Annotated in this window: 24 protein-coding genes; 1 reads left to right on the forward strand and 23 read right to left on the reverse strand. The window is 40.5% G+C overall.

What is annotated here, in order from left to right:
* Window positions 1-22: 22 nt before the first annotated feature.
* Window positions 23-478: a hypothetical protein gene (locus tag COE25_RS10910; protein ID WP_098932667.1), complete on the reverse strand. Its 456-nt coding sequence runs from the start codon at window positions 476-478 to the stop codon at window positions 23-25.
* Between the two features lie 18 nt (window positions 479-496).
* The gene (locus COE25_RS10915) at window positions 497-1261 is read right to left on the reverse strand and encodes a hypothetical protein (protein WP_098932668.1); all 765 of its coding nucleotides are present in this window, start codon (window positions 1259-1261) and stop codon (window positions 497-499) included.
* A gap of 146 nt (window positions 1262-1407) precedes the next feature.
* On the opposite strand from COE25_RS10915, the gene COE25_RS10920 reads away from it, so the two are divergent.
* Window positions 1408-1941, forward strand: a complete 534-nt coding sequence (locus COE25_RS10920) for an NUDIX hydrolase (RefSeq protein ID WP_098932669.1) — start codon at window positions 1408-1410, stop codon at window positions 1939-1941.
* A 191-nt stretch (window positions 1942-2132) separates the two neighbouring features.
* On the opposite strand, the gene COE25_RS10925 is transcribed toward COE25_RS10920, so the two are convergent.
* The 21 genes from COE25_RS10925 to COE25_RS11025 all read right to left on the reverse strand — a co-directional run bounded on the left by COE25_RS10925 (window position 2133) and on the right by COE25_RS11025 (window position 22953).
* Complete coding sequence (locus tag COE25_RS10925; protein WP_098932670.1) at window positions 2133-2558, reverse strand: OsmC family protein; 426 nt, start codon at window positions 2556-2558, stop codon at window positions 2133-2135.
* A gap of 71 nt (window positions 2559-2629) precedes the next feature.
* Window positions 2630-3298, reverse strand: a complete 669-nt coding sequence (locus tag COE25_RS10930) for a hypothetical protein (protein ID WP_098932671.1) — start codon at window positions 3296-3298, stop codon at window positions 2630-2632.
* Between the two features lie 135 nt (window positions 3299-3433).
* Window positions 3434-4396: a VOC family protein gene (locus COE25_RS10935; protein ID WP_098932672.1), complete on the reverse strand. Its 963-nt coding sequence runs from the start codon at window positions 4394-4396 to the stop codon at window positions 3434-3436.
* 34 nt (window positions 4397-4430) lie between these two features.
* Window positions 4431-5216: an SDR family NAD(P)-dependent oxidoreductase gene (locus tag COE25_RS10940; RefSeq protein WP_098932673.1), complete on the reverse strand. Its 786-nt coding sequence runs from the start codon at window positions 5214-5216 to the stop codon at window positions 4431-4433.
* Between the two features lie 26 nt (window positions 5217-5242).
* Window positions 5243-5755 (reverse strand): aromatic-ring-hydroxylating dioxygenase subunit beta, encoded by a 513-nt coding sequence (locus COE25_RS10945; protein WP_257208770.1) that lies wholly within the window; start codon window positions 5753-5755, stop codon window positions 5243-5245.
* A gap of 52 nt (window positions 5756-5807) precedes the next feature.
* Window positions 5808-7112: an aromatic ring-hydroxylating oxygenase subunit alpha gene (locus COE25_RS10950; RefSeq protein ID WP_098932675.1), complete on the reverse strand. Its 1305-nt coding sequence runs from the start codon at window positions 7110-7112 to the stop codon at window positions 5808-5810.
* A gap of 101 nt (window positions 7113-7213) precedes the next feature.
* Complete coding sequence (nadX, locus tag COE25_RS10955; RefSeq protein ID WP_088089738.1) at window positions 7214-7996, reverse strand: aspartate dehydrogenase; 783 nt, start codon at window positions 7994-7996, stop codon at window positions 7214-7216.
* Between the two features lie 15 nt (window positions 7997-8011).
* Window positions 8012-9457 carry an aldehyde dehydrogenase family protein gene (locus COE25_RS10960; RefSeq protein WP_098932676.1) on the reverse strand — a complete coding sequence of 482 codons (1446 nt, stop codon included), beginning with the start codon at window positions 9455-9457 and terminating at the stop codon, window positions 8012-8014.
* 12 nt (window positions 9458-9469) lie between these two features.
* Window positions 9470-11158, reverse strand: coding sequence for a thiamine pyrophosphate-binding protein (locus tag COE25_RS10965; protein ID WP_098932677.1), 1689 nt, complete (start codon window positions 11156-11158; stop codon window positions 9470-9472).
* 25 nt (window positions 11159-11183) lie between these two features.
* Window positions 11184-11975, reverse strand: coding sequence for an SDR family oxidoreductase (locus COE25_RS10970; RefSeq protein ID WP_088089741.1), 792 nt, complete (start codon window positions 11973-11975; stop codon window positions 11184-11186).
* A 17-nt stretch (window positions 11976-11992) separates the two neighbouring features.
* A complete protein-coding gene (locus tag COE25_RS10975; RefSeq protein WP_088089742.1) occupies window positions 11993-12907 on the reverse strand; it encodes a VOC family protein in 915 nt (304 codons plus the stop codon).
* 135 nt (window positions 12908-13042) lie between these two features.
* A complete protein-coding gene (locus tag COE25_RS10980; RefSeq protein WP_088089743.1) occupies window positions 13043-13579 on the reverse strand; it encodes a cupin domain-containing protein in 537 nt (178 codons plus the stop codon).
* Between the two features lie 159 nt (window positions 13580-13738).
* Complete coding sequence (locus tag COE25_RS10985; protein ID WP_088089744.1) at window positions 13739-15016, reverse strand: MFS transporter; 1278 nt, start codon at window positions 15014-15016, stop codon at window positions 13739-13741.
* 286 nt (window positions 15017-15302) lie between these two features.
* Window positions 15303-16094 carry an IclR family transcriptional regulator gene (locus COE25_RS10990; RefSeq protein WP_088089745.1) on the reverse strand — a complete coding sequence of 264 codons (792 nt, stop codon included), beginning with the start codon at window positions 16092-16094 and terminating at the stop codon, window positions 15303-15305.
* 86 nt (window positions 16095-16180) lie between these two features.
* Window positions 16181-16981 (reverse strand): alpha/beta fold hydrolase, encoded by an 801-nt coding sequence (locus tag COE25_RS10995; protein ID WP_098932678.1) that lies wholly within the window; start codon window positions 16979-16981, stop codon window positions 16181-16183.
* Window positions 16982-17185: 204 nt separating this feature from the next.
* Window positions 17186-17317, reverse strand: coding sequence for a YjcZ family sporulation protein (locus COE25_RS11000; protein ID WP_088089746.1), 132 nt, complete (start codon window positions 17315-17317; stop codon window positions 17186-17188).
* A gap of 144 nt (window positions 17318-17461) precedes the next feature.
* A complete protein-coding gene (locus COE25_RS11005) occupies window positions 17462-18169 on the reverse strand; it encodes a DUF421 domain-containing protein (RefSeq protein WP_257208772.1) in 708 nt (235 codons plus the stop codon).
* 248 nt (window positions 18170-18417) lie between these two features.
* A complete protein-coding gene (locus tag COE25_RS11010) occupies window positions 18418-19221 on the reverse strand; it encodes a prohibitin family protein (protein WP_088089747.1) in 804 nt (267 codons plus the stop codon).
* A gap of 119 nt (window positions 19222-19340) precedes the next feature.
* The gene (locus COE25_RS11015; RefSeq protein ID WP_257208773.1) at window positions 19341-20396 is read right to left on the reverse strand and encodes a HupE/UreJ family protein; all 1056 of its coding nucleotides are present in this window, start codon (window positions 20394-20396) and stop codon (window positions 19341-19343) included.
* 101 nt (window positions 20397-20497) lie between these two features.
* The gene (locus COE25_RS11020) at window positions 20498-22030 is read right to left on the reverse strand and encodes a CehA/McbA family metallohydrolase domain-containing protein (RefSeq protein ID WP_098932680.1); all 1533 of its coding nucleotides are present in this window, start codon (window positions 22028-22030) and stop codon (window positions 20498-20500) included.
* 191 nt (window positions 22031-22221) lie between these two features.
* Window positions 22222-22953 (reverse strand): ZIP family metal transporter, encoded by a 732-nt coding sequence (locus tag COE25_RS11025; RefSeq protein WP_098932681.1) that lies wholly within the window; start codon window positions 22951-22953, stop codon window positions 22222-22224.
* Between the last annotated feature and the right edge of the window lie 33 nt (window positions 22954-22986).

Below are 22986 nucleotides of genomic sequence, written 5' to 3' on the forward strand. Positions count from 1 at the left end.
AGCGGAGGTCAGGCACCCGGTATTATGCCCCATTTATCCTTGTCATCCCGAGTGCGTTATTTTCCCAGATGATCTTTTCTATGGTTTCCCACTGCTGTTCTTCACAACGAATCATGAGGACTATTTCTGATCTAATGTTTTTTGCTCCACCTTTACTTTTTTTCACAAGTAACAATTTAATCAAAAATCCTAGTAGTAAACCGCTCACTGCCCCAATAATTCCCCATATAATCGGACCCCATTTTAATACATAGCCGTAAATGGCCCCAAGTAGCATGAAACAGGTTCCTAACATGGCGGCAGCATCAAAAAGACTCATCCCGTCAGCCCTATGAATCGTATCAAATAATTTTCGCGGTTCAGATCTTTTATCGAGCGGGGCCGCTAATATCTTATCATTTGAAATTCCGTTTTGTTCCAAGGCTGTGATAGCTAACTCAATAAAAATGCTATTCTCGAAAGTGACAATGACAAACAATGGACAAACACTCACTTTCTACAAAGGGTAAAGGAAATCTTTACTTTGATATTTTTTTCGCAAATATTTGGACATTTCTTTTTCAAACAGTTTGTTGTGTTCAATCGTTAAAACATAAGAATCGTAAATGATGAAAAAATAAATAGAGGGGAAATAAAGGGTCCATTGCATATTTAGTTCATTTATAGCTTTTGTAAACTCCCCAACCATTGAGTAGTTAATCGCTTTAGGAATATGTCCCAAATAACATATGGCTACCGCATAAACAAATATAAAGAATCCTGTAATCACATGATGGAGATACAGATGACCTAAACCAGGAAATAAGGCTGACCAGATGAGAGCTATTGACGGTTTTCGTTTATCCAAGTAATTGACATCAAATGTTCCCATTTGCATGATCAAGACCTGAGCGTCCTCTCGGTCAGCTAATATATACTGCTTGTTTAAATCAACGGTTGTCCGATAACTATCCCAAATTCCAAACATATAAATAGCCAGATAGAGAATCAGCCACCGATTATCCAATACGTCTTTTGCTTTTTCAAATTCACCCAATAAGGTATATAAAATTCCGAGGTTTACTTTTGCCCGATCATTAATAAATGTCTCCCAGAGAATGAGAATATACCCAGCCGCGTAACGATGCTGCATGATATGCCCAAACCCTGGATAGGAAAAGGAAAAAAAGGCTGAAATCCATGGGTTTTTTAAATGCAGCTGTCCTGTTGAAAATTGGGATAAATACGACCTTTGTCTTCGAAACGGAGGTATTTGATTCAATAGTAAGTTCTTCTCCTTTAAAGATGTACGTCTTCGTTTATCGTTTGCAAATTATGGGATAAATATCCCCGTCAGGTATTATTAGTCAATCAGCCACAATCCATGTAAAATAGTTTAAAGATAATGAAATGTAGAGGTGAATGCGGATGGTTTGGAAAATTAGTAGTTCCATTAAAGAACAGGTAGATCGCTTTGGGGTGATCATAGAAAAGGTCATTGTCCCAAATGGAGAGGAAAAGAACTTCTCCTATTTAGATTTTGCAAAGGGCGTATGTATCTTGCCAATCACGGCGGATAAAGAGATTATCTGTATAAAACAATATCGACATGCGATAAAGAGTTGGCAATGGGAACTTCCTGCCGGGATGATTGATAAAGAAAATGATGCTCCACTAGAAACCGCGAAAAGAGAGCTTGAGGAGGAAACAGGAAATAAAGCGGAATATTGGCTGGATTTAGGAAGCTTTTATCCTTCTCCTGGTTCAACAAGCGAGGAAATCTATTTATTTGCAGCAACAGGCCTCATCGCTACAGAGCAACGATTGGAAAACAGTGAACAAATTGAGTTACATAAGCTAACCATGGAAGAAGTAATGACCTTAATTATTAACGGCGAATTCAAGCATGGTGCTGGCCTCGCCGCGATATTACGATATATGTTAATGACGGAGAATAATTGATGTAGGTTATGGATGGTAATAAGAGGACGATTTAGTTGGCTAAAGGCCATTTGTGTTACGTGACCGTAATCTCTGATATTCCTTGGCTTCGGGCACGTAGAATCTCCCCACATTACCCCAAAACTCAATAGATTTTTCTCCAAAGCATATAAATAAGAAGTAACACCAGTTGGTTGTTACTTCTTTCAATGTTATATTGTTTTTTCACCCTTTACCCCATTAATAGAGTAGCTGACGGTTATTTCTGAGTTCAAGGAATGGGAAACGGAACAGTATTTGTCCTTCGACAATTGAATCGCCCGGATTACCTTATCTTCAGGTAATTCTCCTTCTAATGCATAATGAATGTTAATCGTTGTAAAGCGCTTAGGATGATCTTCGGCACGTTCGCCTTTAACATCCATATGAAAAGCCGATGGCTCTAAGCGCATTTTATTCAGGATCGAAATAATATCGATCCCTGTACAACCTGCCACCGCCTGTAGCAGCAGTTCCGTCGGTCTTGGGCCCGAATTCTCTCCTCCGACTTCTGGAGCGGCATCCATCGTAAATTCATGTCCAGAAGGAGTAACCCCCGCAAACGCCATTTTCTCTTTCCAGTTAATTGTTAATTCCATACTCATTCCCCTTTCACTTTTATATTCTTACCCATTTATTACTTCCTTATTTTACATGATCATTTACCGTTTTAACCTTTAGTCGACTGGGGGGCAGACCCCATTGCCCCTACAAAGTTAATCTCTAACTTTCCGTCCTGATTGGTAATTTCAATGACTTTTTCCTCAAAAAAGTATGGGGCATCATATTTATCTTGTTTCTTGATCGTTGCATAATTGTTTTTCGCGGTGAGAACTGGGAAAACTACATTTGTTTTCTTACCTCCACCGTTCTGCACAATTTCCACTTCAGCCATTAACATGACCTGTTTACTAGCGATGGCAAAAAACAGCCTACCGATCTCTCTTCCGTTTTCAGTGATTTTCACATGCTGTAGTATCGAGATAACACACACAATAATATCGTTAACTTGTTCATTGGATAAGCCATTTAATTGGCAATCAACCAGCACTTGATTGATGCCATTTTTTATTTCCTTGAATGAAAATACCTCTTCTATCTTAAGAGCCGTTTTTGCGAGATTAGCAAACTTATTTCTTGTCTCGCAAAGATACTCCGTGATAACCCCAGGCTTCGTACCTCGGCTCACAACAAAGCCCGCCAGCTCCTGAAGACAGCTATTGCCATTGCTGTTATTGCTAATAAGGATTAAAAAGGCGTATACATCCTTCTCATCCAAGCGATTATCCAATAATTTTTCATAGTAATAATTAATTAATGTCCGTTCTTTTCTATCCATTTTATGACCCCTAAATTTAATGTTTTTCGAAACCCAAGTATTTTCCCAACTCCTATTGTACAATTTTTCACAATGAAATACAGGGCAAATAAAAAAGACAAAACGGAGAGTCCAAGGGCTCACCATTTTGTCTTATCAAAATCTTTCAAGTAATTCGATGATTACTTTGTATGTAGATGAAGTATCCATGTAAGCGTATCGGCCTTTACCGTTCCAGAAATTACCTCTTTGGATGACGGGATAGCCCAGGTCCTCCAGCAATTTCACTTTTTCCTCGATATCATTAACCACAAAGGAAATATGATGAACACCTTCTCCTTGTGTTTCGAGGTGCTTTTTCCAAGTGCTTGGTGAATCACCCGGCTCAATTAATTCAAGTTGAAGTAGAGGGGTATTAATAAACATATATTTCGAGTCAGCTTCAGTTGGCTTTCCTTCAAAAATAACCTGAGTTAGCTCACTCGGACCTGATTGAATCACTGGAGGTTTTTCCACGCCCAGTAACTTGCAATACGCCTCGGCAGCGGCATCCAAATCTTTTACGACAATTGCCAACTGCTCGACTTTATTGGTTCCTAATAAAGGGGTAAAGATATCTGTGGTAGGGGCCGTATCTCTCGGAACAGCACTTTCTAGGAGTTCCAATAGTGTCTTATGACTTTTTAACGTATCCACATAAACATATCTTCCATCACTAGACGTAAATTCCCCGCTCTGAAGCAATGGGTAACCGTTCTCCTCAAAAATAGGAAGTTTCTCTTGAATAGCATCTATATCAAAGGCGATATGATGAATTCCTTCCCCAACAGTATCCAAAAATTCACGCATCGTCCCAGGTTCTTGGTTGGGTTCAATCAATTCGATTTGCACAGTCGGCGTGTTCATAAATACTAGTTTACTCCGAGAAGCACTTGGCTGACCGCGAAAGACTACTTTAGAAACTTCACGTTCTCCTGTTAAGAACCAATTGGGTCTCGGGATGCCAAGAAGTTTCGAAAATGCTTCCGATGCCTGCTCAATATCACGAACAACAAATGCAATTTGATTAATGACGTTATTTCCAGCTAACGGCTTTTTTTCCGTCAATGATTCGGTCAATTAAATTCACCTCAATTAGTAATTCGGATACAAATCAACCAAGCCCGCGAACACCTAATCCTCCATCGCTTGAAATCACTTCACCCGTAATAGCACGTGCCTGTTCCGAAGCAAGAAGTAGATAGGCCCCTACATGATCTTCAGACTTCATCGCAATTTGTAACGGGTTCCGTTTTTTTATGCTTTTCTCTTTCGTCTCATTATCGACCATTTTTACAAAAGACTGCAGTGGTGGAATAACATGTAATGCTGTTAACGTTCCACCAGGCGCCACCGCGTTCACCCGGATTTCTGGTGCTAATTCAAACGCCAGTTGGCGCATTAGTCCAATTTGAGCATGCTTGCTTGCTGTATACCAAACCCCGCCGCCATCCGGATAGAACCCGGCACTTGAGACAGTGAAAATCATATTCCCTGCTGTTTTTTTAAGTTCCGCAGTGACCGCTTTTGCCCCATTAAAATATCCTTTTACATTAATATTGAACAGGAGGTCATAGGCATCAGACATGGCTTCCGGTGTGACGGTTTCAAATTTGGCAAATCCATCGAATACACCTGCATTGGCCACAAAGACATCTAACTTTCCAAATGTTTCCACAGCCCTTTGCACTGCTCGTACATGATCATCATAGATCGAAACGTCGCCTTCAATGCATTGAACCTGTTCACCATATTGCTGTTTGAGCTCATTTAATCCTGCTGCAGACCGATCAAGGATGGTCACAACGGCACCCTCTTTTACAAATGCCTCGGTGACAGCCCTTCCAATTCCGGAGGCACCTCCGGTCAAATAAATTGATTTCCCACTTAGCTGAGCCATCAAGGTGCTCCTTTCTACTTTGGCTTCTATACAAATATAGCCAGATTTCTAGTATTTAAAGTCGTTTGATCTACAATGAATACGCGCTTAGAAAGCTTCCATTCCCCGTCAACATACGTGAATTCATCCTGACGTTCACCTGAAATTAAATCGTGATGAATATCGGTACTTCGGCTGCGATAAATCGTCAAATAGCTGTTAACAACCGTTGTTTCATTGGGAACATACTCAAGAAGGCGAACATTATTGACTGACCTTCGTGTACGAGACGGCGGGATTTCCGCCCAGGCATAATCTGTTTTTAAACGGTCCACGCGAATTTTCAATAATTCAATGTCATCATCAAAAGCAAACATATCGAAGGAATAATCGGGACGTTCAATCCCTTCCTTATTAACCCTTACCGGCATTTGATAAGAAATGTCTGGGTGCAGCAAACTAAACCAGCCATCAAAATCAATATCATCGAGAAACTTCGCTTCCCTGTATAACCATTGCTCCATTTCAAAGGTTGCAAGCATCTTCTCTAAACTCATCATGACTCCTCCAATCTTTTTTTGTAGGCGCTTTCTCTCTTCAAAAAATAAAACCTTAAGAAGTCATGAGATCGAGCCAATAACGATAAAAGTTCCTTTGATTGGCCTCGGTGAATTTATCATCAAAAACGACACCCGGTCCAATAAAATCTTCCACAGGCTTTCGATGTAAGCCCATCGTATAATTAAAGGTCAGCTGCTTCACTAATGGCATCGTCCCGGAGGCTGCAGCAGTAATATCGGTAAATACCTCTGTGTCATCTTGTTCAAAGATTCCTGACGGGCTGAAGGTTAAAACAAACGACTCACGAGAACGTCTTTTCCAATCGGCTGAAGTATTTTTCTCCACTAAAAACCAAGTGATCACTTCCATTTTATCGACACCAACCGGCCGCCATAGACGAACCGAAGTATTCGAAATCAACTGGCCTTTTACCTTCGTATGAGAAATTAAGAAAGATAGATTGGGAAAAATATTGCCAATCATATTTTTTAGATTAGACAACACGTCATACTGCTCTGCTGTTAAATTAGACTTATATTCTTCTTTAAGTTCCTCTGGAAAGGCAAAATCAGGATTAGGCGTGCCTAGATTTAAGCCATGCCCCTTGTCAGTATGAATTTGATAACCCTTTTTGGAATAGGTAGCACTTGGGACCATTCCCAATTTGACAATCGAGCCATGCGTAACCATGGTATGATACGAATCACCCACAAAGTTATCCGCGCCAATTTTCCAGTTCGAATGAATAATAAATCGTTGCGGCGGCCCCAATACTTCCATTTCCGCCCGGCCTGCCAAAATATCGAGATACCATTTAAAATCGCCTAAGAAATCTTCTAATGGTTCAGCCTCGTCATTCCACGTCCCGAACATAAGACCCTTGTAGGTTTCGATTCTAACATGATGAAGCCCTAAACCAGATTTATCAAATTCCTCACCATAAATATCTTTTTGCAGAGGTACCCCAACACAATCCCCATTGTTTTTAAAATTAAACCCATGATACGGGCAAGTAAATAAAGATTTATTTCCTGCATCCGCTCGGCAAAGCTTCATGCCGCGGTGGGTACACATATTATAGAGACAGCGAATTTCACCATCAGCGCCTCGTGTAATAATGACGGAATAACCAGCAACATCTCTTGTAATGAAATCATTTTTATTGGGAATTTCTGATTCATGACCAACAAATATCCATGTCTTTAAAAACACCTTTTTATGTTCAAGATCATAGATTTTTGGATCTCCTAATAGAGAGGCAGGAATCGCGCCTATTTCTGGCTGAACGGATTCACTTAAGTATTCAACAACATCATTTTGCGACATGTCTTCTAGATTTATGTTTGTTTTAACCATCAACTATTCCCCCTAACACTATTTTTCTTATACTTTTTCCAGAGAATGAGATCAAAAATCTTCGGGTTTCTCCTGTTTTCTTCCATATATAATTTTAACACTTATCCCATTTTAATGACCGCATCTTTATTTTTCAATGCGGACAGCACACTTAATGCAGCCAAATAACTTGTTTTGGGATTATTAGGCATCGGATCATTTTCCACTTTTAGTAATAATGTTCCGAAAGACCCTGTTGCCTCAATCGAATGACTATTTTTCCTCACCGCTGGATCGGAAATAATTTTCACACCTGTTTGCTCTGGTCCGAGGCCCGCCAAAGACAAGATGATCGATACATTAATATTTTTCGGGAACAATTCAATCGCTTCAGCCGCAGAGCCCTCGAACATCACTTTTTCTTGATCGGCAGGAGCACCAGGCAATGCTTGTGGCGGTTTCCTAGTTGTAATCGAAACAGATTCTAGTTCGCCGATCGATTTCGCCGCTTTTAGAACATCTAATCCACCAATGGCACCTGATGGTAAATAAATTTTTGTACTGCTTTCTTGACATATTCTTTCTAGATTTTGAAAAAAATCCACATCGGCTAAGGCGCCAATACTGCTTAACACTAAATCTTTACCGCTTGCTAAGATCGCCGTCGCATAATCTTTCACTACTTGAATGGTCGCCGCTTCAACAACAAGGTCAATATTAGACTGGATAAGTGATTGAATATCCGAATAGTTCTCTACTGCAAACTCAGTAGCAAGCTCCCCGGCTGCCTGCTGATTCCGTGTATAAATACCTACAATTTTACCACCTGAAAGAAGACCCTCAATATTGATGCTTTGAAGGAGGAACTTTCCAATATTTCCTCCGCCAATTAATCCTATTCTCATCTGATGCCCTCCTTCTTAGTTGGCCAAACCGTATGAATCAGCAAAATATTCGAGTCCGCAATGTCTCGTTTCACGGGACAAGCCGCTTTCTTTTTGGCCAGGAAAATCAAGATGGAGATCCTGGAAAACCGTATGATTATTATAAAAGACGGCGCCTGCTTCTAATCGATCAGCTAATTTCACGGCGAGCAATTCATCCTCCGTCCAAACAGACGCTCTTAACCCGAATTCACTGTCATTAGCGAGCCGCACTACTTCATCTACATCTGAAAACGGTAAGATCGGAATAACCGGGCCAAATTGTTCGGCACGAACGATTTCACTCTGTTGGTCCACACCAGTAATGATCGTCGGCATAATAAAATAACCTTGTTCCCACGATTCCGGATCTAACTGAATTCCTCCAGTAATGACATTTGCTCCTGATTCACTTGCTCGATTGATCAGGCCATTTACATAGTCATATTGGGATTTGTTATTTAATGGACCCATTTCAGCATCCGGTTGAATCCCATTCCCAACCCGAATACGCCTAAATTCCTTCGTTAATTTTTCAATGACTTCCTCATATCTGGATTCGTGAACATAGATCCTTTTGATGGCGGAGCACACTTGCCCTGCCGCGCGAAGAACCCCGAAACGGAGACGTTTGATTGCTTCGTCATCCAACTTAGCATCAGCAAGAAGAATTGCTGCATCATTCCCGCCCAGCTCCATATACAGTTTCTTTACTGTCCCAGCAGCAGCACGCATAATTTCTTTGCCTGTTTCCGTACTGCCGACGAACGCAATCGTACGGACGCGCGGATCAGAACAAAGCGCATCACCAATCACACCGCCAGAACCGGTGACAACATTGATAACCCCATCTGGAAAATAGGAAGCTACCACTTTCAAGAACGTCATGATCGTTAATGGACAGCTGGTTGCTGGCTTAACGACCACCGTATTTCCTGTCAACACAGCGGGAATGACTCGTTTAAAGGTAAGAATCAGCGGTGAATTCCAGGGAGAGATGATAGCTGCAACCCCGCGCGGACGCTTGCGGATTTGCACCTTTTGACCTCCAGGCAAACTTTCAGGTTTCCACCATTCTAGCAATTCTTCTGCCCCTTGTTTCATAATATCGACTACTCGAAGCAAATCCTTTTTCGCTTCAACTAGGACCTTGCCATTCTCGCGAACTAACAAACTGACATTCTCTTCTACGATTGCTTTAATCTCATCAGCTGCGAGCCTCATCCGGTTTGCCCGATCCTTTATGTCACTTTGCGACCAGCTTTCATAGACTTTAGCAGCCGTTCCCACCGCTTGATCTACATCCGCTTTTGAACATAAGGCAACTTCACCGACCACTTCACTCGTATGTGCTGGATTGGTGACATTGGCTGTTCTTTCCGCTTGAAGCCACTGCCCGCCAATCAGGTATTTTCCTGAAACAAATGGATGTGTTGAAATCACACTAATTCCTCCCTATAACTTTTTCGGTTTGAAAGCATCTGCTGCACCTGGAGGACCTCCAAAGGGTTTCGCCATTGGTCCGACCGCTTCCATGTCAACCACAATCATCGTTGGCTTTTTACCAGCAACGGCCTTTTCCAGTTCAGTGACAAATTCTGTGGCTGAACCGATCCGTGAGGCATCAAATCCCATCGATTGCGCTAGTAGCACAAAGTCAGGGCTCATTAAATCAACGGCAACTTGCCGACCATAGGCCGCACTTTGAATATTTCGAAGCACCCCGTAACCCGCATCATCAAACAGGACCACAATCAACGGTAGTTTTTCCTGGGCCGCAGTGGCCATTTCACCGACATTGACCATAAATCCGCCATCGCCTGCCATCAGCACAACCGGACGATCCTTAAAAGCCATTTGCGCACCAATCGCTGTTGGCAGCCCTTGGCCAATCCCGCCGCCGGACGCATGAATCGATGTCCTAGGTTGATAGATTTCAAATAAGCGGCTTCCCCACACATTCGCCTGAACGGTTACATCCCGGACTAAAATCGTGTTTTCTGGTAACACGTTTCGCATCCCATCGAGGATTTGCTCATAAGGACCCAGTGTTGCTCGTAACTGTGTCCGCAATTCTTCCCGAACGGACTGTACTTCATCTAGATAGGCAGGATCTGGAACGATTGATTTCTGTGATAATGCCTGATTTAATCCTTGTAAAATTTGTTTCGCATCGCCTACTAATCCATAGGTCGCTTCATAGTTACGATTAATCGCCTGCCAATCCGCGTCAATCGAGATATGTTCTTTTGGAACAGGGACTTTCCAATTGGCTGTTTCATTCCCTCTAAAGCGAACCCCAATACTGATCAACAGGTCTGAATCTTTCAGTAGGTTTTTCGTTAATTCATTCGCAGCAAAGTGACCGATACATTGTGAATGATTTTCAGGAATGCTTCCTTTTCCAGATTGGCTGGTAATCACGGCCGCCCCAATCGTTTCTGCCAACGCGGTAACCTCATTTGAGGCGCCAGAGGTAATCACTCCTCCTCCTGCCCAAATGACCGGCCGGCGAGCATGACTAATTTTGGCTAATGCCTCTTCAGGAATGGATGGAATGGTTTGATTGGTTGGAGCTATTAAACTGATATCCTCAATCGGATGATTAGGGATAATGGCTGATTGAAAATCAATGGGGATTTCAAGTGTTACTGGTCCTGCCGGATAGGCAAACGCATCTTGTATGGCTTGCCGGACGACGGCAGCTGCCTGCTCTGGTCTTCTTAAGCGAACTGCTTTTTTACAAGACCCTTCCATCATCGACAACTGGTCTTTACATTCATGGATATATCCTCTGCCCGTTCCTAGGTAAGGGGAAGCCACCTCACCGGTAAGATGAAGAACTGGTACACCTGCGGCCCATGCTTCAATTAACGAACCTGCCGCATTTCCGGCACCTGTTCCCGTACTCGTAATCACGACTCCCAATTTACCCGTGGCTCTGGCATAGCCATCTGCCATATTTGCCGCGCCGCTCTCACCGCGGGAACAGACTAAATGAATGCTTCCTTCCCGGAGAATCGCATCATAGATCGGCATATTGTGTATACTGACAATTCCAAACGCTGTTTCCACTCCAGCACGGACAAGTTCTTTTACAACTGCATCTGCTGTGGTATATTCCATCTGATTTTGTTCGCTCATCATTCATTCCTGCCTTTATCAGTAATTAAAGCGCTTTACCCAGCGCTCCAGCTGTTTCAATGGTTGAACCCGCTACATAACTTGCTTTGCTTGATGCTAAAAATAAAATCACACTCGCCACTTCTTCTGCTTCGCCAACTCTCCCTAAAGGGATATTTCGCTTTTTGGCTAAGTCAGAATAATAGTCTTCTGCGTTCATATCTGGGGCATTATTCAATCTTCTTCGCTCCCATTGATCGGTACGAATCAACCCTAAGCTCACTGAGTTGACTAAAATATTATCGGAAGCAAGCTCTTGCGATAGAGTCTTACTTAAATTCAATAATCCGGCTCTTGTTGCCGCCGTCGCAATCATATGTCTTTCCGGCTCTTTCGCTAATGTAGCATTGATATTTATGATGCGGCCGCCGCCATTCTTAACCAAATAAGGATGAACTGCCTTCACCGCATAAATGATGGCAAAGTATTTCAATTGGATTTGCTGCTCCCATTGTTCATCCGTCACATCAAAAAAGTAACCCATGACACTTTGTCCAGCAGCATTCACAAGGATATCAATCCCGCCAAAGTGTGTGGCTGTCCCGATGATAAACGAGTTAACATCATCCTTATTAGTCACGTCACAGGTTGCTGCAAAAATCGAATCGGCTGGTCCAAATTTCAGCAGGTGATCATAGGCTTTTTCTTTCCGCTCGCTATTTCTGCCGCAAACCGCGACGCGGGCACCTTCCTGAAGAAACATTTCTGCCGTCTTTAAGCCAACTCCAGAGGTTCCTCCCATGATGACCGCTACTTTACCCTTTAATCCTAAATCCATCCTGACACCCCTTTTCGTCAAACCAATGCTTTAACATCTACCCAGCCTGGGTCTGGCTCGCCGCCCATTGCTGCCCGTGTTTCCGGTTTTGGAGGGCCGGCAATTCCCCATTGGTCCATTAAATGTGGCACTCGCTTCCAGACACGCGCTCTCCATTCTGACTCATCTTCAATCGTTTCCAAATAACAGGTATACTCCATCACAAACTTCCCTGGATCTTGGAAGTAACAAAAAACATTGTTTCCAGGACCGTGGCGTCCTGGGCCCCAAATCTCTTGATAGCCTGCTTTTCTGACATTACTGATTCCTCGCATCACTTCATCCACCGTATCCACTTCGTAGGCAATATGATTAACGGAGGCGTGAGCATCCTGATTGAAGGCAATCGAGTGGTGTTTCCTGTTACAGCGTAAGAAGGACATTTGGTGCTCACTCCAGTCGGTCACCTTAAACCCTAGTACATTCGTATAAAAATCAGTAATCATATCAAGGTCTTTCGTATTCATTACGACATGGTTCAGTTTGACTGGATCGACATTTTTCTTGTTCCAAATCGAGGTATGGATTTCCACCCAAGCTGATAATTCGATACAGCGATTTTCTGGATCGACAAAACGCAACCCATAACCTTTTCCTTCCTCATCCAAATAACCAGGTGGGGAAACAATCTTCACACCTTTTGAAGCAAGGATTTCTGCCGCTCTGTCGACTGCGTTTTTATCCACCATACCGAACGCAATATGGTGCAGCCCTCTTTTTTCTCCTGCATGCAAGCTTAATATATGGTTTTCTGGGCCGGCCCCGCGAAAGTAAACAGACTGTTCATCTTGAGAAACCTTATCCAAGCCCCATATTTTCTCATAAAATTCAGCTTGTTCCTTGAGAACGGGGGTAATTAAGCTAATATGCCTTAAATGTGTGATTCCTAACATCCTGCTACCTCCATTTTTTCGTTTAAAGTTAACAAGGATGATCCCGCATGAAAATAAGAGGACCATCCCTGTCAACGAACAAATTCTTAAGTTTCAGGGAGTATGTTTGCTGAGAAACATCTGCCTATTGAAAAATTATTTTCCGGTAATAATTGCTTCTCTCTCTTTAGCCCGCTTAAGACGAAGTTCCTCTAATGCGCTACCTTTTGGATAAGTCGGTAAATTCGGCTTAACAGCACCCAGCATAACGAGCATTAATGCCTCTTCATCGCTATCATTGCGCAGTCCGCGATAGACGCCTGGAGGAGAGCTGATACAATCCCTTTCATTTAAGACGATTTCATGGACTTCACTTTCACCCTCTTCTTGGATGAGTGCAGTCACACTGCCTTTTAAGATAAAGAAAACTTCCTCCACATCATCATGTAAATGAAGTGGTCCTTTACACCCTGCTGGTAAAACCATGGTGCTTAATGTGAAGTGTTCTGCAGCAATCACATTTGCATCATTATTAGCAGTGGCACCGCGGCCGATATATCTCATCTGTGCTCTACGATAAGCTGGGTCCACTTCTTCCTGAAACTTCAACACGTTGAAATCTAATGAGCGATCCTTTAACCTCGCCACATATTTTTTCTCAAACGCTTCTACTGAAAACTTTTCCTCAGACATTTACAACACTCCTTCTTGAATACGTTTTATATATAAAACGATGTTTTCTTTATAAACTAATATTAATTCCAAATACTATAATTGTCAATTATAAATATTGAAAATATTTAATATATAAAACTATGTTTTATATGAGAAACAATATAGCCTACTAACATATTATAAAATCACCTGTTGAGGAGGTAGATTCTCAATCTTTAGCTCTGCTGCTTCCCTTTTCAATGTAAATAGATACGCAATGAACCCAAGCGTAGCTGCGATAATCAACATCACAATGGAAGGTCCAAAGTCCCCACCGGCAATATCAACCATCCAACCCATAATATAGCTTGAAAACCCGCCAAGAATGTTAGTAAATCCCATCAACCCGGCAGCACGTCCGGCTGTTTCAGGCGTAGAGAATTTAACCATAAATAAATTACTTAAATGGAATACGCCGCCTTGTGTTCCCATTGCTAAGCCCATGCATACCCCGGCCATAACTGGCTGCGGAGAAAGAATGGCCGCAGTTAAAAATGATGCCGTCAAAAGAAATAGGATCGTCGCAAGTAAACCAGGACGCTTGGTTTTATCCGCTAGAAATCCGCAAATTAATACGAATCCTAAAGCAAACAGCCAAGATAAAGAGGTGATTCCAGTCATAGCCTCCCTTGTGAAACCTTTCGCTCCGACTAAATAAGTAGGCAGCCAAATACTAATACCGAAAAATAAAAATGACGACACTAACATACCGAACCAGACAATCCAATAACGATAGTCTTGAACAAAGCTTTGTTTTTTCGTTGATACTTTAGAATCTGACTGTCGAATATACGCTAATTCCCTTTGATCTAGTCGTGGATGTTCTTCAGGTGTATCGCGAGTAAGGAAGATAAACATAGGAAGAACGATTAAAATATTAAATGCTGCTAAAGCGAAAAAGGCGGCTTGCCAATGGAAGGTGGCAATAACAAGCGTTAAGATAATCGCTCCACTAGCAGGTCCTAAATAGTTTCCTACCAGCCATGAGGATTGTGCCCGCCCAAGTTCACGCTGATTAAACCAGTTTGAGATAAATTTTCCGCAAATCGGAATCATCATCCCCTCACCAATACCAAGAATGACACGGCTCAAGATAAACATCTCGTAGGAAGTAGATAACCCGCCAATAATCATGGTAATAGCCCATACAATAAGACCGAAGATACCTGTCTTCCTTGCTCCAAGCTTGTCAATGATAAATCCCCAAAATATATTGGATAAGGCATAAGCTATGGTAAAGATAAATGTAATCATCCCAATTTTTGCATTCTTATCTGCACCTGTTAATCCCAGATCATTTAAGAAACCTTGATCCGTTTGGATAATTGAAATACCTAATTTATCAATTTGTCCAAAAAACCAAAAAAAGAAAATAGGCATAGCAATATAAATCCAACGTTTATTCGTTCTCAGCATTAAAGAGCCCCCTTTTGATTTTAATCAAGTGAATGCGCTTCCAGAAGATTTAATTATTAAATATATATAATACTTCAAACGCCCAAACGGACTCTTATCACTCCTTTTTTTATTTTTCGCAGCAAGGAATAAGTTTTATATACAAAACATAGTTTCCTGCTAAGTTTATTTTAAAGTTTTGAGAATATTACGTCAACAAAAATCATTCATTTTGTTTCACAAAATAAAATTAGTTTTATATATAAAACTAAACAACAAAAAAAACTTGCGAAAATTCGCAAGCTTTCTAGTTCATTTTTGAGTGGCGGCCCATAAATCCAGATAATATTTCGGAAACTTCCAGCACTTTAGGTAAGGCAATTTTTTCAATAAATTCTTGATTGAAGGTAGCTTCTGTGGCGACCACATTAATCGCTGCCATCACTTGACCCGTTCGCTCAAATATGGGAGCAGCAACCGATTGAATTCCATGATGGAATTCACCCTTGGTAATCGCATATCCCTTTTGCCGAATCGTAGCTAATTCTTGTTGAAAATCCATGTAATCTGTTTGCGTTCTTTCCGTATATGGTTTTAAATTAGAGCCAAATAATATTTGGTTTAATTTTTCTTGGGGTTGATAGGCCAGCTGTACTTTTCCATTAGCGATCGCATGGGCGGGCAGTCTCAAGCCAATATTCACATTAACTGCCGAGACTCCTCGGACTGGCGCACTGCCAACATAGACAACTTCTTGACCATCCAAAATCGATAAATGACAAGATGCCCCAGTTTCATCCCTTAATTTTTCTAAATATGGCTGCGCAATTTCAGGGAGTTTTAAGGTACTTAAATAGGCAAAGCCTAATTCCAACACCTTTGGGGTTAAACTGTAGCGCTTCGTATGTTCATCTTGATAGAGATATCCAAGTGTTTGAAGTGTATACAATAACCGGAACGGAACCGTTCGACTTACATCCAGTTCTTTCGCGATTTCAACCAAGGATAATGTGGGGCGCTCTTCACTAAATAGCTTTAAAATTTCCAATCCTCGCACTAAGGCATTGGCATTATATCGTTCCTTTTCATCTTTTGCCATAAGCATATCACCATCTCATTGTTATTAATTTTCATATACTACAATCATATCAAAGTTTATGCAAAGAAGGGCAATCTCTTCTTGATTTATACTTTCACCAATGAGGTCAGAAAGTCTAGAACGATTGCATTAAAGTTATTGGGATCTTCTTGATAACATAAATGACCAGTCCTAGGGATGGTAACAAATGTTGAATCCTTTATTGTCTCATGAAAAATCTGCGACTCACTAACTGGTGTTACTCTATCTAATTCTCCGCAAATAACAAGGGTAGGTGTAGTGATCGAAGATAGAATATCCATTTGATTTAAAGAAAAAAGTGAATAGGCGACAGAGCGGAATCCCATCGGTCTGATTTGCGAATAGATTCTTTCTGCCTCTTTCTTTATTTCCAGATCTGGCTGCGGTGAAAGGAGTTCCTTTACGCGAAGCTTCGCCAGTTCTGCCGGCTCTACTGTTTCAATGTTATGTAGACGATTTTTTAATTTCCGATCATTCTCTTCTTTACTTAGTGCCGCTGCCCCTCTTGTTGCATCTGAAATAATTAACGCATCAACCATTTCGGGAAAGCGGTAACTAAAATCGAGTGCAATCGCCGACCCCATTGAATGTCCTAGCAGCGTGACAGATTCATAGTTTAATTTTTCGATAAATTCTTTTAAAACGTCAGCAAATTGCTTAAATTCCCTAAATTCCACTTTTGGATCAGAACTTTTTCCATACCCAGGTGCATCCCATGCAATCAGCGTGAATTGATTGGATAATCCCTTTAATTGCTTTTTCCATGATTGAGAGTTGTTCCCCATTCCATGTAAGATAATTAGTGGGGCACCCTCTCCTTCGATTTCATAATGGATCTGTAAATCTTCCACTTGTAAAAAAGGCATATTCTCCTCCTGTTCGTTTTATAAGTAAAACATTGTTTTATATTTTCTATAATAAAACAACTGCAGGATAAGTCAACCGAATTTTCAGAAGTTCCTGAAATCTTTTTAACGGCTTCAAAATCCCATGGACGATATTAATGAAGTATAGTTTCAACCAAAAAAGCCCTTGTAGGGCTTTTTTAAGTTACGACTAATCGTATTTTCTTAGAAACAGATTGTGGCTCCAACGATGATTAACAAGATAAACAATACAACGATTAAGGCAAATCCGCCCCCGTAGCCGATACCACCGTAGCCATAGCCACAACAACCACCAAATCCACCATATCCAAACATTTTATACCCCTCCTTAGACTTATTCCCTACAATTTATGTTAAGAAATAAGAATCGGAAGGGCTCTTTCCCTAGGATTTTTATAAGGACAAACAAATTTCTATTTCATATAGAAAATGTAGGCTCCCCAGCCAACTATACTTAATTTAATTATCTCTCCCTGGTTTGTAGTAATATGGATCGCCTTTATGTTCCTTCATTTCATTATTGTCTATAAATAACTTTCCATCTTCTAAAAAAGTTGCTAATAGAACATTCTCTACTTTTTCACCCGATTTTTCGAGCTCGTCAATTAGCCAACCACGGTCTAATTGCAGATATTTTAAATTATGGTAAACAATTTGACCGTCCATGATCAGTGGAATAGGAAGATATTCTCTCTTTACATGTAAATTTAAATCATTAGGTTGAACTGGTCGGTATTCCGACTTGGGGATAACACTAATACTTCCTGTTTCCTCCATCACTGCAATGGCAATGTTTTGAGTATCAGTGTACCCTTGTACTCTTAAATATGACAATAACTCAATTATTGTCATACGCACCTTTTTCAGCCCTTTTCGATCGATATCCCCGTTATGAATTAATACCGTTGGACTTTCATAAAGAATCCATCTTAATTTATTATGTAAGGATAAACGTATAAAGATTTTATATAGAATGACTGTGATTCCAGCATAGGTAATAGCCATTCCCATACTTTTAACCTCTATAGGGGTACTGATGATATTGGTTAGGACAAGAATATACAATAAATCGAAACTGTGCATTTGAGCTACAGCTTTTTTTCCAGTCAGCCTTAAAAACAAATATCCTACCACAAAAACCAAAAATGCCTGGTAAATTGCTTCCAAATTTGCATCTCTCCTTATAAATCCTATCAAACGCCGTAACGGAACTAAAGTTATCTATAGTATTAGAAGTTTCATTCCTGTCTAAACCTCTTAAGGATGGTTGCAATACATATCGCGATCTCCGATTTCGTCTCGGACACTTTGGAAACGGCAATTCACCATAGAAAAAGAGAGGCCCATTGCCTCTCCTTTATCACCGTATATTGTTGAAGTATAATCAGCATGGTTTGCGTGAGACATATCCCAGCTTATTTTTTTGAAAGTCCCTCCACATCAACAAATGGAGTGGCTCCGCCTGTTACACTTGGCAAGCGGCCATCCCATTTTTCTAAAGCCTTTTCTTGGACTTCAATTTGCTTTAATTGGATTAATTCCGCCGTTACCTCTTGTTTTTTCAATCGTAAGGCTTCAGCCTCTGCACCAGCTTGAGCAATTTTCTGCTCGGCCTCGATTTTGATTCTTTCGAGATCTCTTTTTGCACGTAACGCATTTTGTTCCGCGGTTTGTTTCGATTCAATTGCTTTATTGAATTCTTCACTAAAAGCAAATTCTTTGATATTGATATCTTCAAGAATCATATAATATTTAGTTAATTTACTTGCGAGCATATCTTTCACTTTTGCGGATACTTCCGGTCGTTTGGAAATTAATTCTTCCGCTGTGTACTGGGCGGTGATTGCCTTTAGTGATTCGGCAATTGCTGGGTCAACGATGCGGGTACGATAATCCAAGCCGATTTCTTGATAGAGCTTATTCACCGCATCTGGATCAGCAGAATAGTTTACGGCCACCATGGCGGTGACCATTTGCAGATCCTTTGAGGCAGCTGTTTGCGAACTTTCTTCTTTTTGGACCCGGACTTCAATGGGTTGAACGGTTTGAATAAACGGAATCTTAAAATGAAATCCTTCCGTTAAAATCGTCGGTTTAACGGCCCCTAATTGTAACAGAACTCCTCTATATCCAGAATCAACGGATGTACTCGAAAAAAAGCCAACCACGATAATAACCAGCGCAATGATTCCACTTACTATAGATTTCGTATAGTACATTTTGATCCCCCCTTTAAGATAACCTTATGAAAATATTTCCAGATTTATACAGAGGGGCAAGCAAAGAACTATTGAAATGTTAGCCGCGATTAATTATTTTATAATTTTCTATCCATCATTTAAAAAGCTCTTTCAATGAACCATACTAGTCCAAATGCTAATATAGCTACTGAGGTTCCAGGGATGACCCATTTAATTGGTTTAAAGGTTAATTTCTTGATCCACAAAATTAGCGGATATGCTAAGGAAACGATTATTAATTGACCTATTTCAATTCCTAAATTAAAGGATACAAGGGACGTAACCATATGGTTTGTGTCTAATCTCATTTCCGCTAAGATTCCTGCAAAACCGAATCCATGGATTAATCCAAAACCAAAAGCAAGCCATGGCTGGTGTTTTGAGTCCTTATTAAAAATATTAATGAGTGCAACGTAAATAATGCTTAATGCGATAGCAGACTCTACAAATCTACTTGGTAGATGAATGATATCGAAAGTTGCCAATGCTAATGTGATACTATGGGCAATCGTAAAGGCTGTTACTAAGGATAAAATGTGACGAATTGTTTTTGCCCCAAAAAGCAAACTAATAACAAACAGGATATGATCATAACCTGTGAAAATATGTTCTAATCCAAGAACTAAAAACTGTTTCGCATTCTGTAAGAAACTTACTTCTCCAATCTCTAATTCTCTTGATTCGAATGTAAGAATTTTTTCTTGCTGTTTCCCATCCATTTTAATGGTGGCAAAGTTCGCATGGCTTGGGTCAGAATCATCCAAAAACATATTATATTGGACTACTAGTTTTTCTGGTTTATGCTCGGTTTTATACGCCAAGTTAATAACCGCAAAAGGACGCTCCTTTATCATCTCTACATCTGTTTTTACCACGCTACCTTCAATCAGTTCGCTGTCTGTATAAAGTTTTATATGGGAATTAATATATTGCTGCACAACCTTGTGGTCAATTAACTGCTTTTGATCCGTTTCCTTATTCAGTGCATGCCCTAGTTCTTCCAAATCGAGCTTCAATTCATAATCCAATGATTTCTCTTTGACTTCAATGGTGGAAAAACCTTCACTATTATTGGTATGAGCAGATGCCGAGGGAGGAAGGAAAGAACTTAATGAAAGAAAGATGAGCAAAATAGGGAACCATAACTTTTTCACTATATCCACGTCCATTTCTATGTTTTTTCAATGTTGTCTCACCAAGATAATGGAAAGACGAGGAGTTTTTATGCCCCTCGTCAAGTTTCCATTTGTCCTAATTATTTACTAGTGTTGATGAAAATTGGATTTGAGTAGAACCAAAGATCAGTCCATGGGTTCTCGCCTTTTGGATCTGCTACTGGTTCTAATTGGTCTGTATTCGTGCCACGCAAGCGAATATAGCTATCATTATCCACATCTTTTAATGTATAGGAAATGGTGATATATTCACCGTCTTGTTTCCAGTCACTTTCCGTGAAACGTTTCACGACTTTTGTTGTAGGATTAGCAGCAGTTGAACGGTCTTCCACTTTTCCCTTTACAACACCCATAATTAAGTCTACACGTTTTACATTTGGCTTATCGCCATGAGAGTTCGCAGCATTTGGATCTTTCAGGCGAATCGTTACCGTTACATCGCTAGATTTCTTCCCTGGAAGAGTTAGAGTTTCACCAAATGATGCTGTATTTCCTTTCGCCTCAGCATGCATTGGAGTTTTGCCTACAGCTTGTGCTTTAGCATCTAGTTCTGAGATAAGGTCACCAGTTGTAACGAATACATGACCATTACGAAGGTTTTCCATTATATCTTTGTAGTTTTTCTCTGCTTTTACGTAAGTTTTCGAATACTCACCAGGCCAGAAGTCGCTGCCTCCATCACGCCAGTTGACGTGTGAGTCAGAAGTAGAAGTTACCCACCAATGTCTTCCTTCACCTAGCATTGAATCCCAAAAGCCTCCAACTTTAGCCGTCATTTGATCGAATCCGCCCATTGTCGGATAATTTCCGTATCCACCACGAGTACCACTAGGATCGATAGACCCATCTGGATTGATCGCACCCGCTTGATGGCCTGGAGCACCCTCCATACCTACAGAAACATTCGGTGCTGTATCATTCCAATTACGGAATTCCTGTGGTGTATCCTGCCCCCACTTTGCATCCCCGCTTGCAGAACGAGAAGGATGGTTGGCAAAAAGAACAGGTTGTTCTTCTAGTCCTTTCATATAGTTAAGAGCATCTATCATGTTAGACTCAGTATTTCTGCTGCCATCATTCGGATATGGTTCACGAGTATTAAACTTGCTTTCAATGTCATAAAGTGTTTGCGATTCATTATCCCCATTTGGAATAATTAATGAACTATGATCGGCAGATGGTGTATCGAACTCCATTCCGTAGAATTGAAGAACTTCAGGTACTGCTTGACGAGATTTCAATAATTCAGGATATGCTTGTTCTAAATTCACTTTAGAATGGTTCGGACCGCCGTGATCCGTTGTGACCATCCAATCAAGTCCGTACTTTCTGGCATTTGTCGCATTTTTTACAGTTGGATAAATGGCATCTCCACCTCGAATTGCCGTTGGAGGGTTTGTAGAATTGTCCCAGCCTACACTCCACTCGCTATGTATATGGTGATCACCTGCAAGCCAAGTAGCGTCTTTCTTTTTCACATCTTCTTTTGAGAATGCTTGTGCTTCCGCTTTTTGATTACCACCCTGATTAAATAAGGTTTGGGTTGTAAAAGCAGTGGTTGCGAGAACAGTCGTTGCGATTAAAGGAATAGCCTTCTTAAAACGAGATTTCATGTTTACTTGCCCCCTTTTATATTATTCAACAGTTATAATAGTAATTTAGTTGTGTTGTAGGGAGATGGATATTCAGTAAATTTATTGTAAATTTTGATAACATTTCTTTTATCTCGATACCACATAAAGAGCCCTGGGAGTGCGGCATAAAAATTACTCCTTTTAGATTTACCTAAACATCAGGTAGTCTTTCAAAGACCAATTAATCTTAGGAAATAATGAATACCAATCATCCCCAAAAGAACGACGAAAGCTACTTTTCCTTTCGGCAGGTTTTTCGATTTCTTCCACAGCAGTTCATAAAATGTAACGTAACCCATGGTTCCAATTGTCATTCCCATCATGACAGTGTTCCATTTTAATAAATCCCATCTCATATTTAGTCCCATAAAGATATTCAGGCCAATCACTATCGATAGTGTTGAGCAAAAAATTGTAAACAATCCATTTTTCATTTTTGTAATTGGTATTAATGACATAAGAATCATACCTTCGGGGATATGGTGGAGAATAAAAGCTGCCAAAAGTCCAAAGTTTATCAGTTGACCCTGTTGGAGGCTAATTCCAAACGTGACCCCCGTAGGGATGCTATGTATGATTAATGCTATAAATAAAAGATAAAGCGTCTCTTGATCACCTTGATAAAGATAAGATTTATTATGTAAGAAAACTTCCATTGTTATCATGATAAAGATACCGATTGATATGCCCGTAAAAATACCGATGGTTTGATAATGGCTAAATACTTCAGGAAGTAAATCAAATGCAAACATCCCTGTTAACATTCCTCCGCAAAGGATTTGTAAGTAAAAAGAGTTCTTATTTAAGAAATGAATCATAAGTCGAATGGAGGATCCACCCAAAAACATAGCACCAAAAATAAGCAATGTTACCAAACTGCTTAACCTTATTTCTTCAATCATAAAGATCCTCCCTATACAATCCGTTTTTGCTTA

Source organism: Bacillus sp. AFS031507 (genome assembly GCF_002584635.1).
GTDB lineage: Bacteria > Bacillota > Bacilli > Bacillales > Cytobacillaceae > Neobacillus.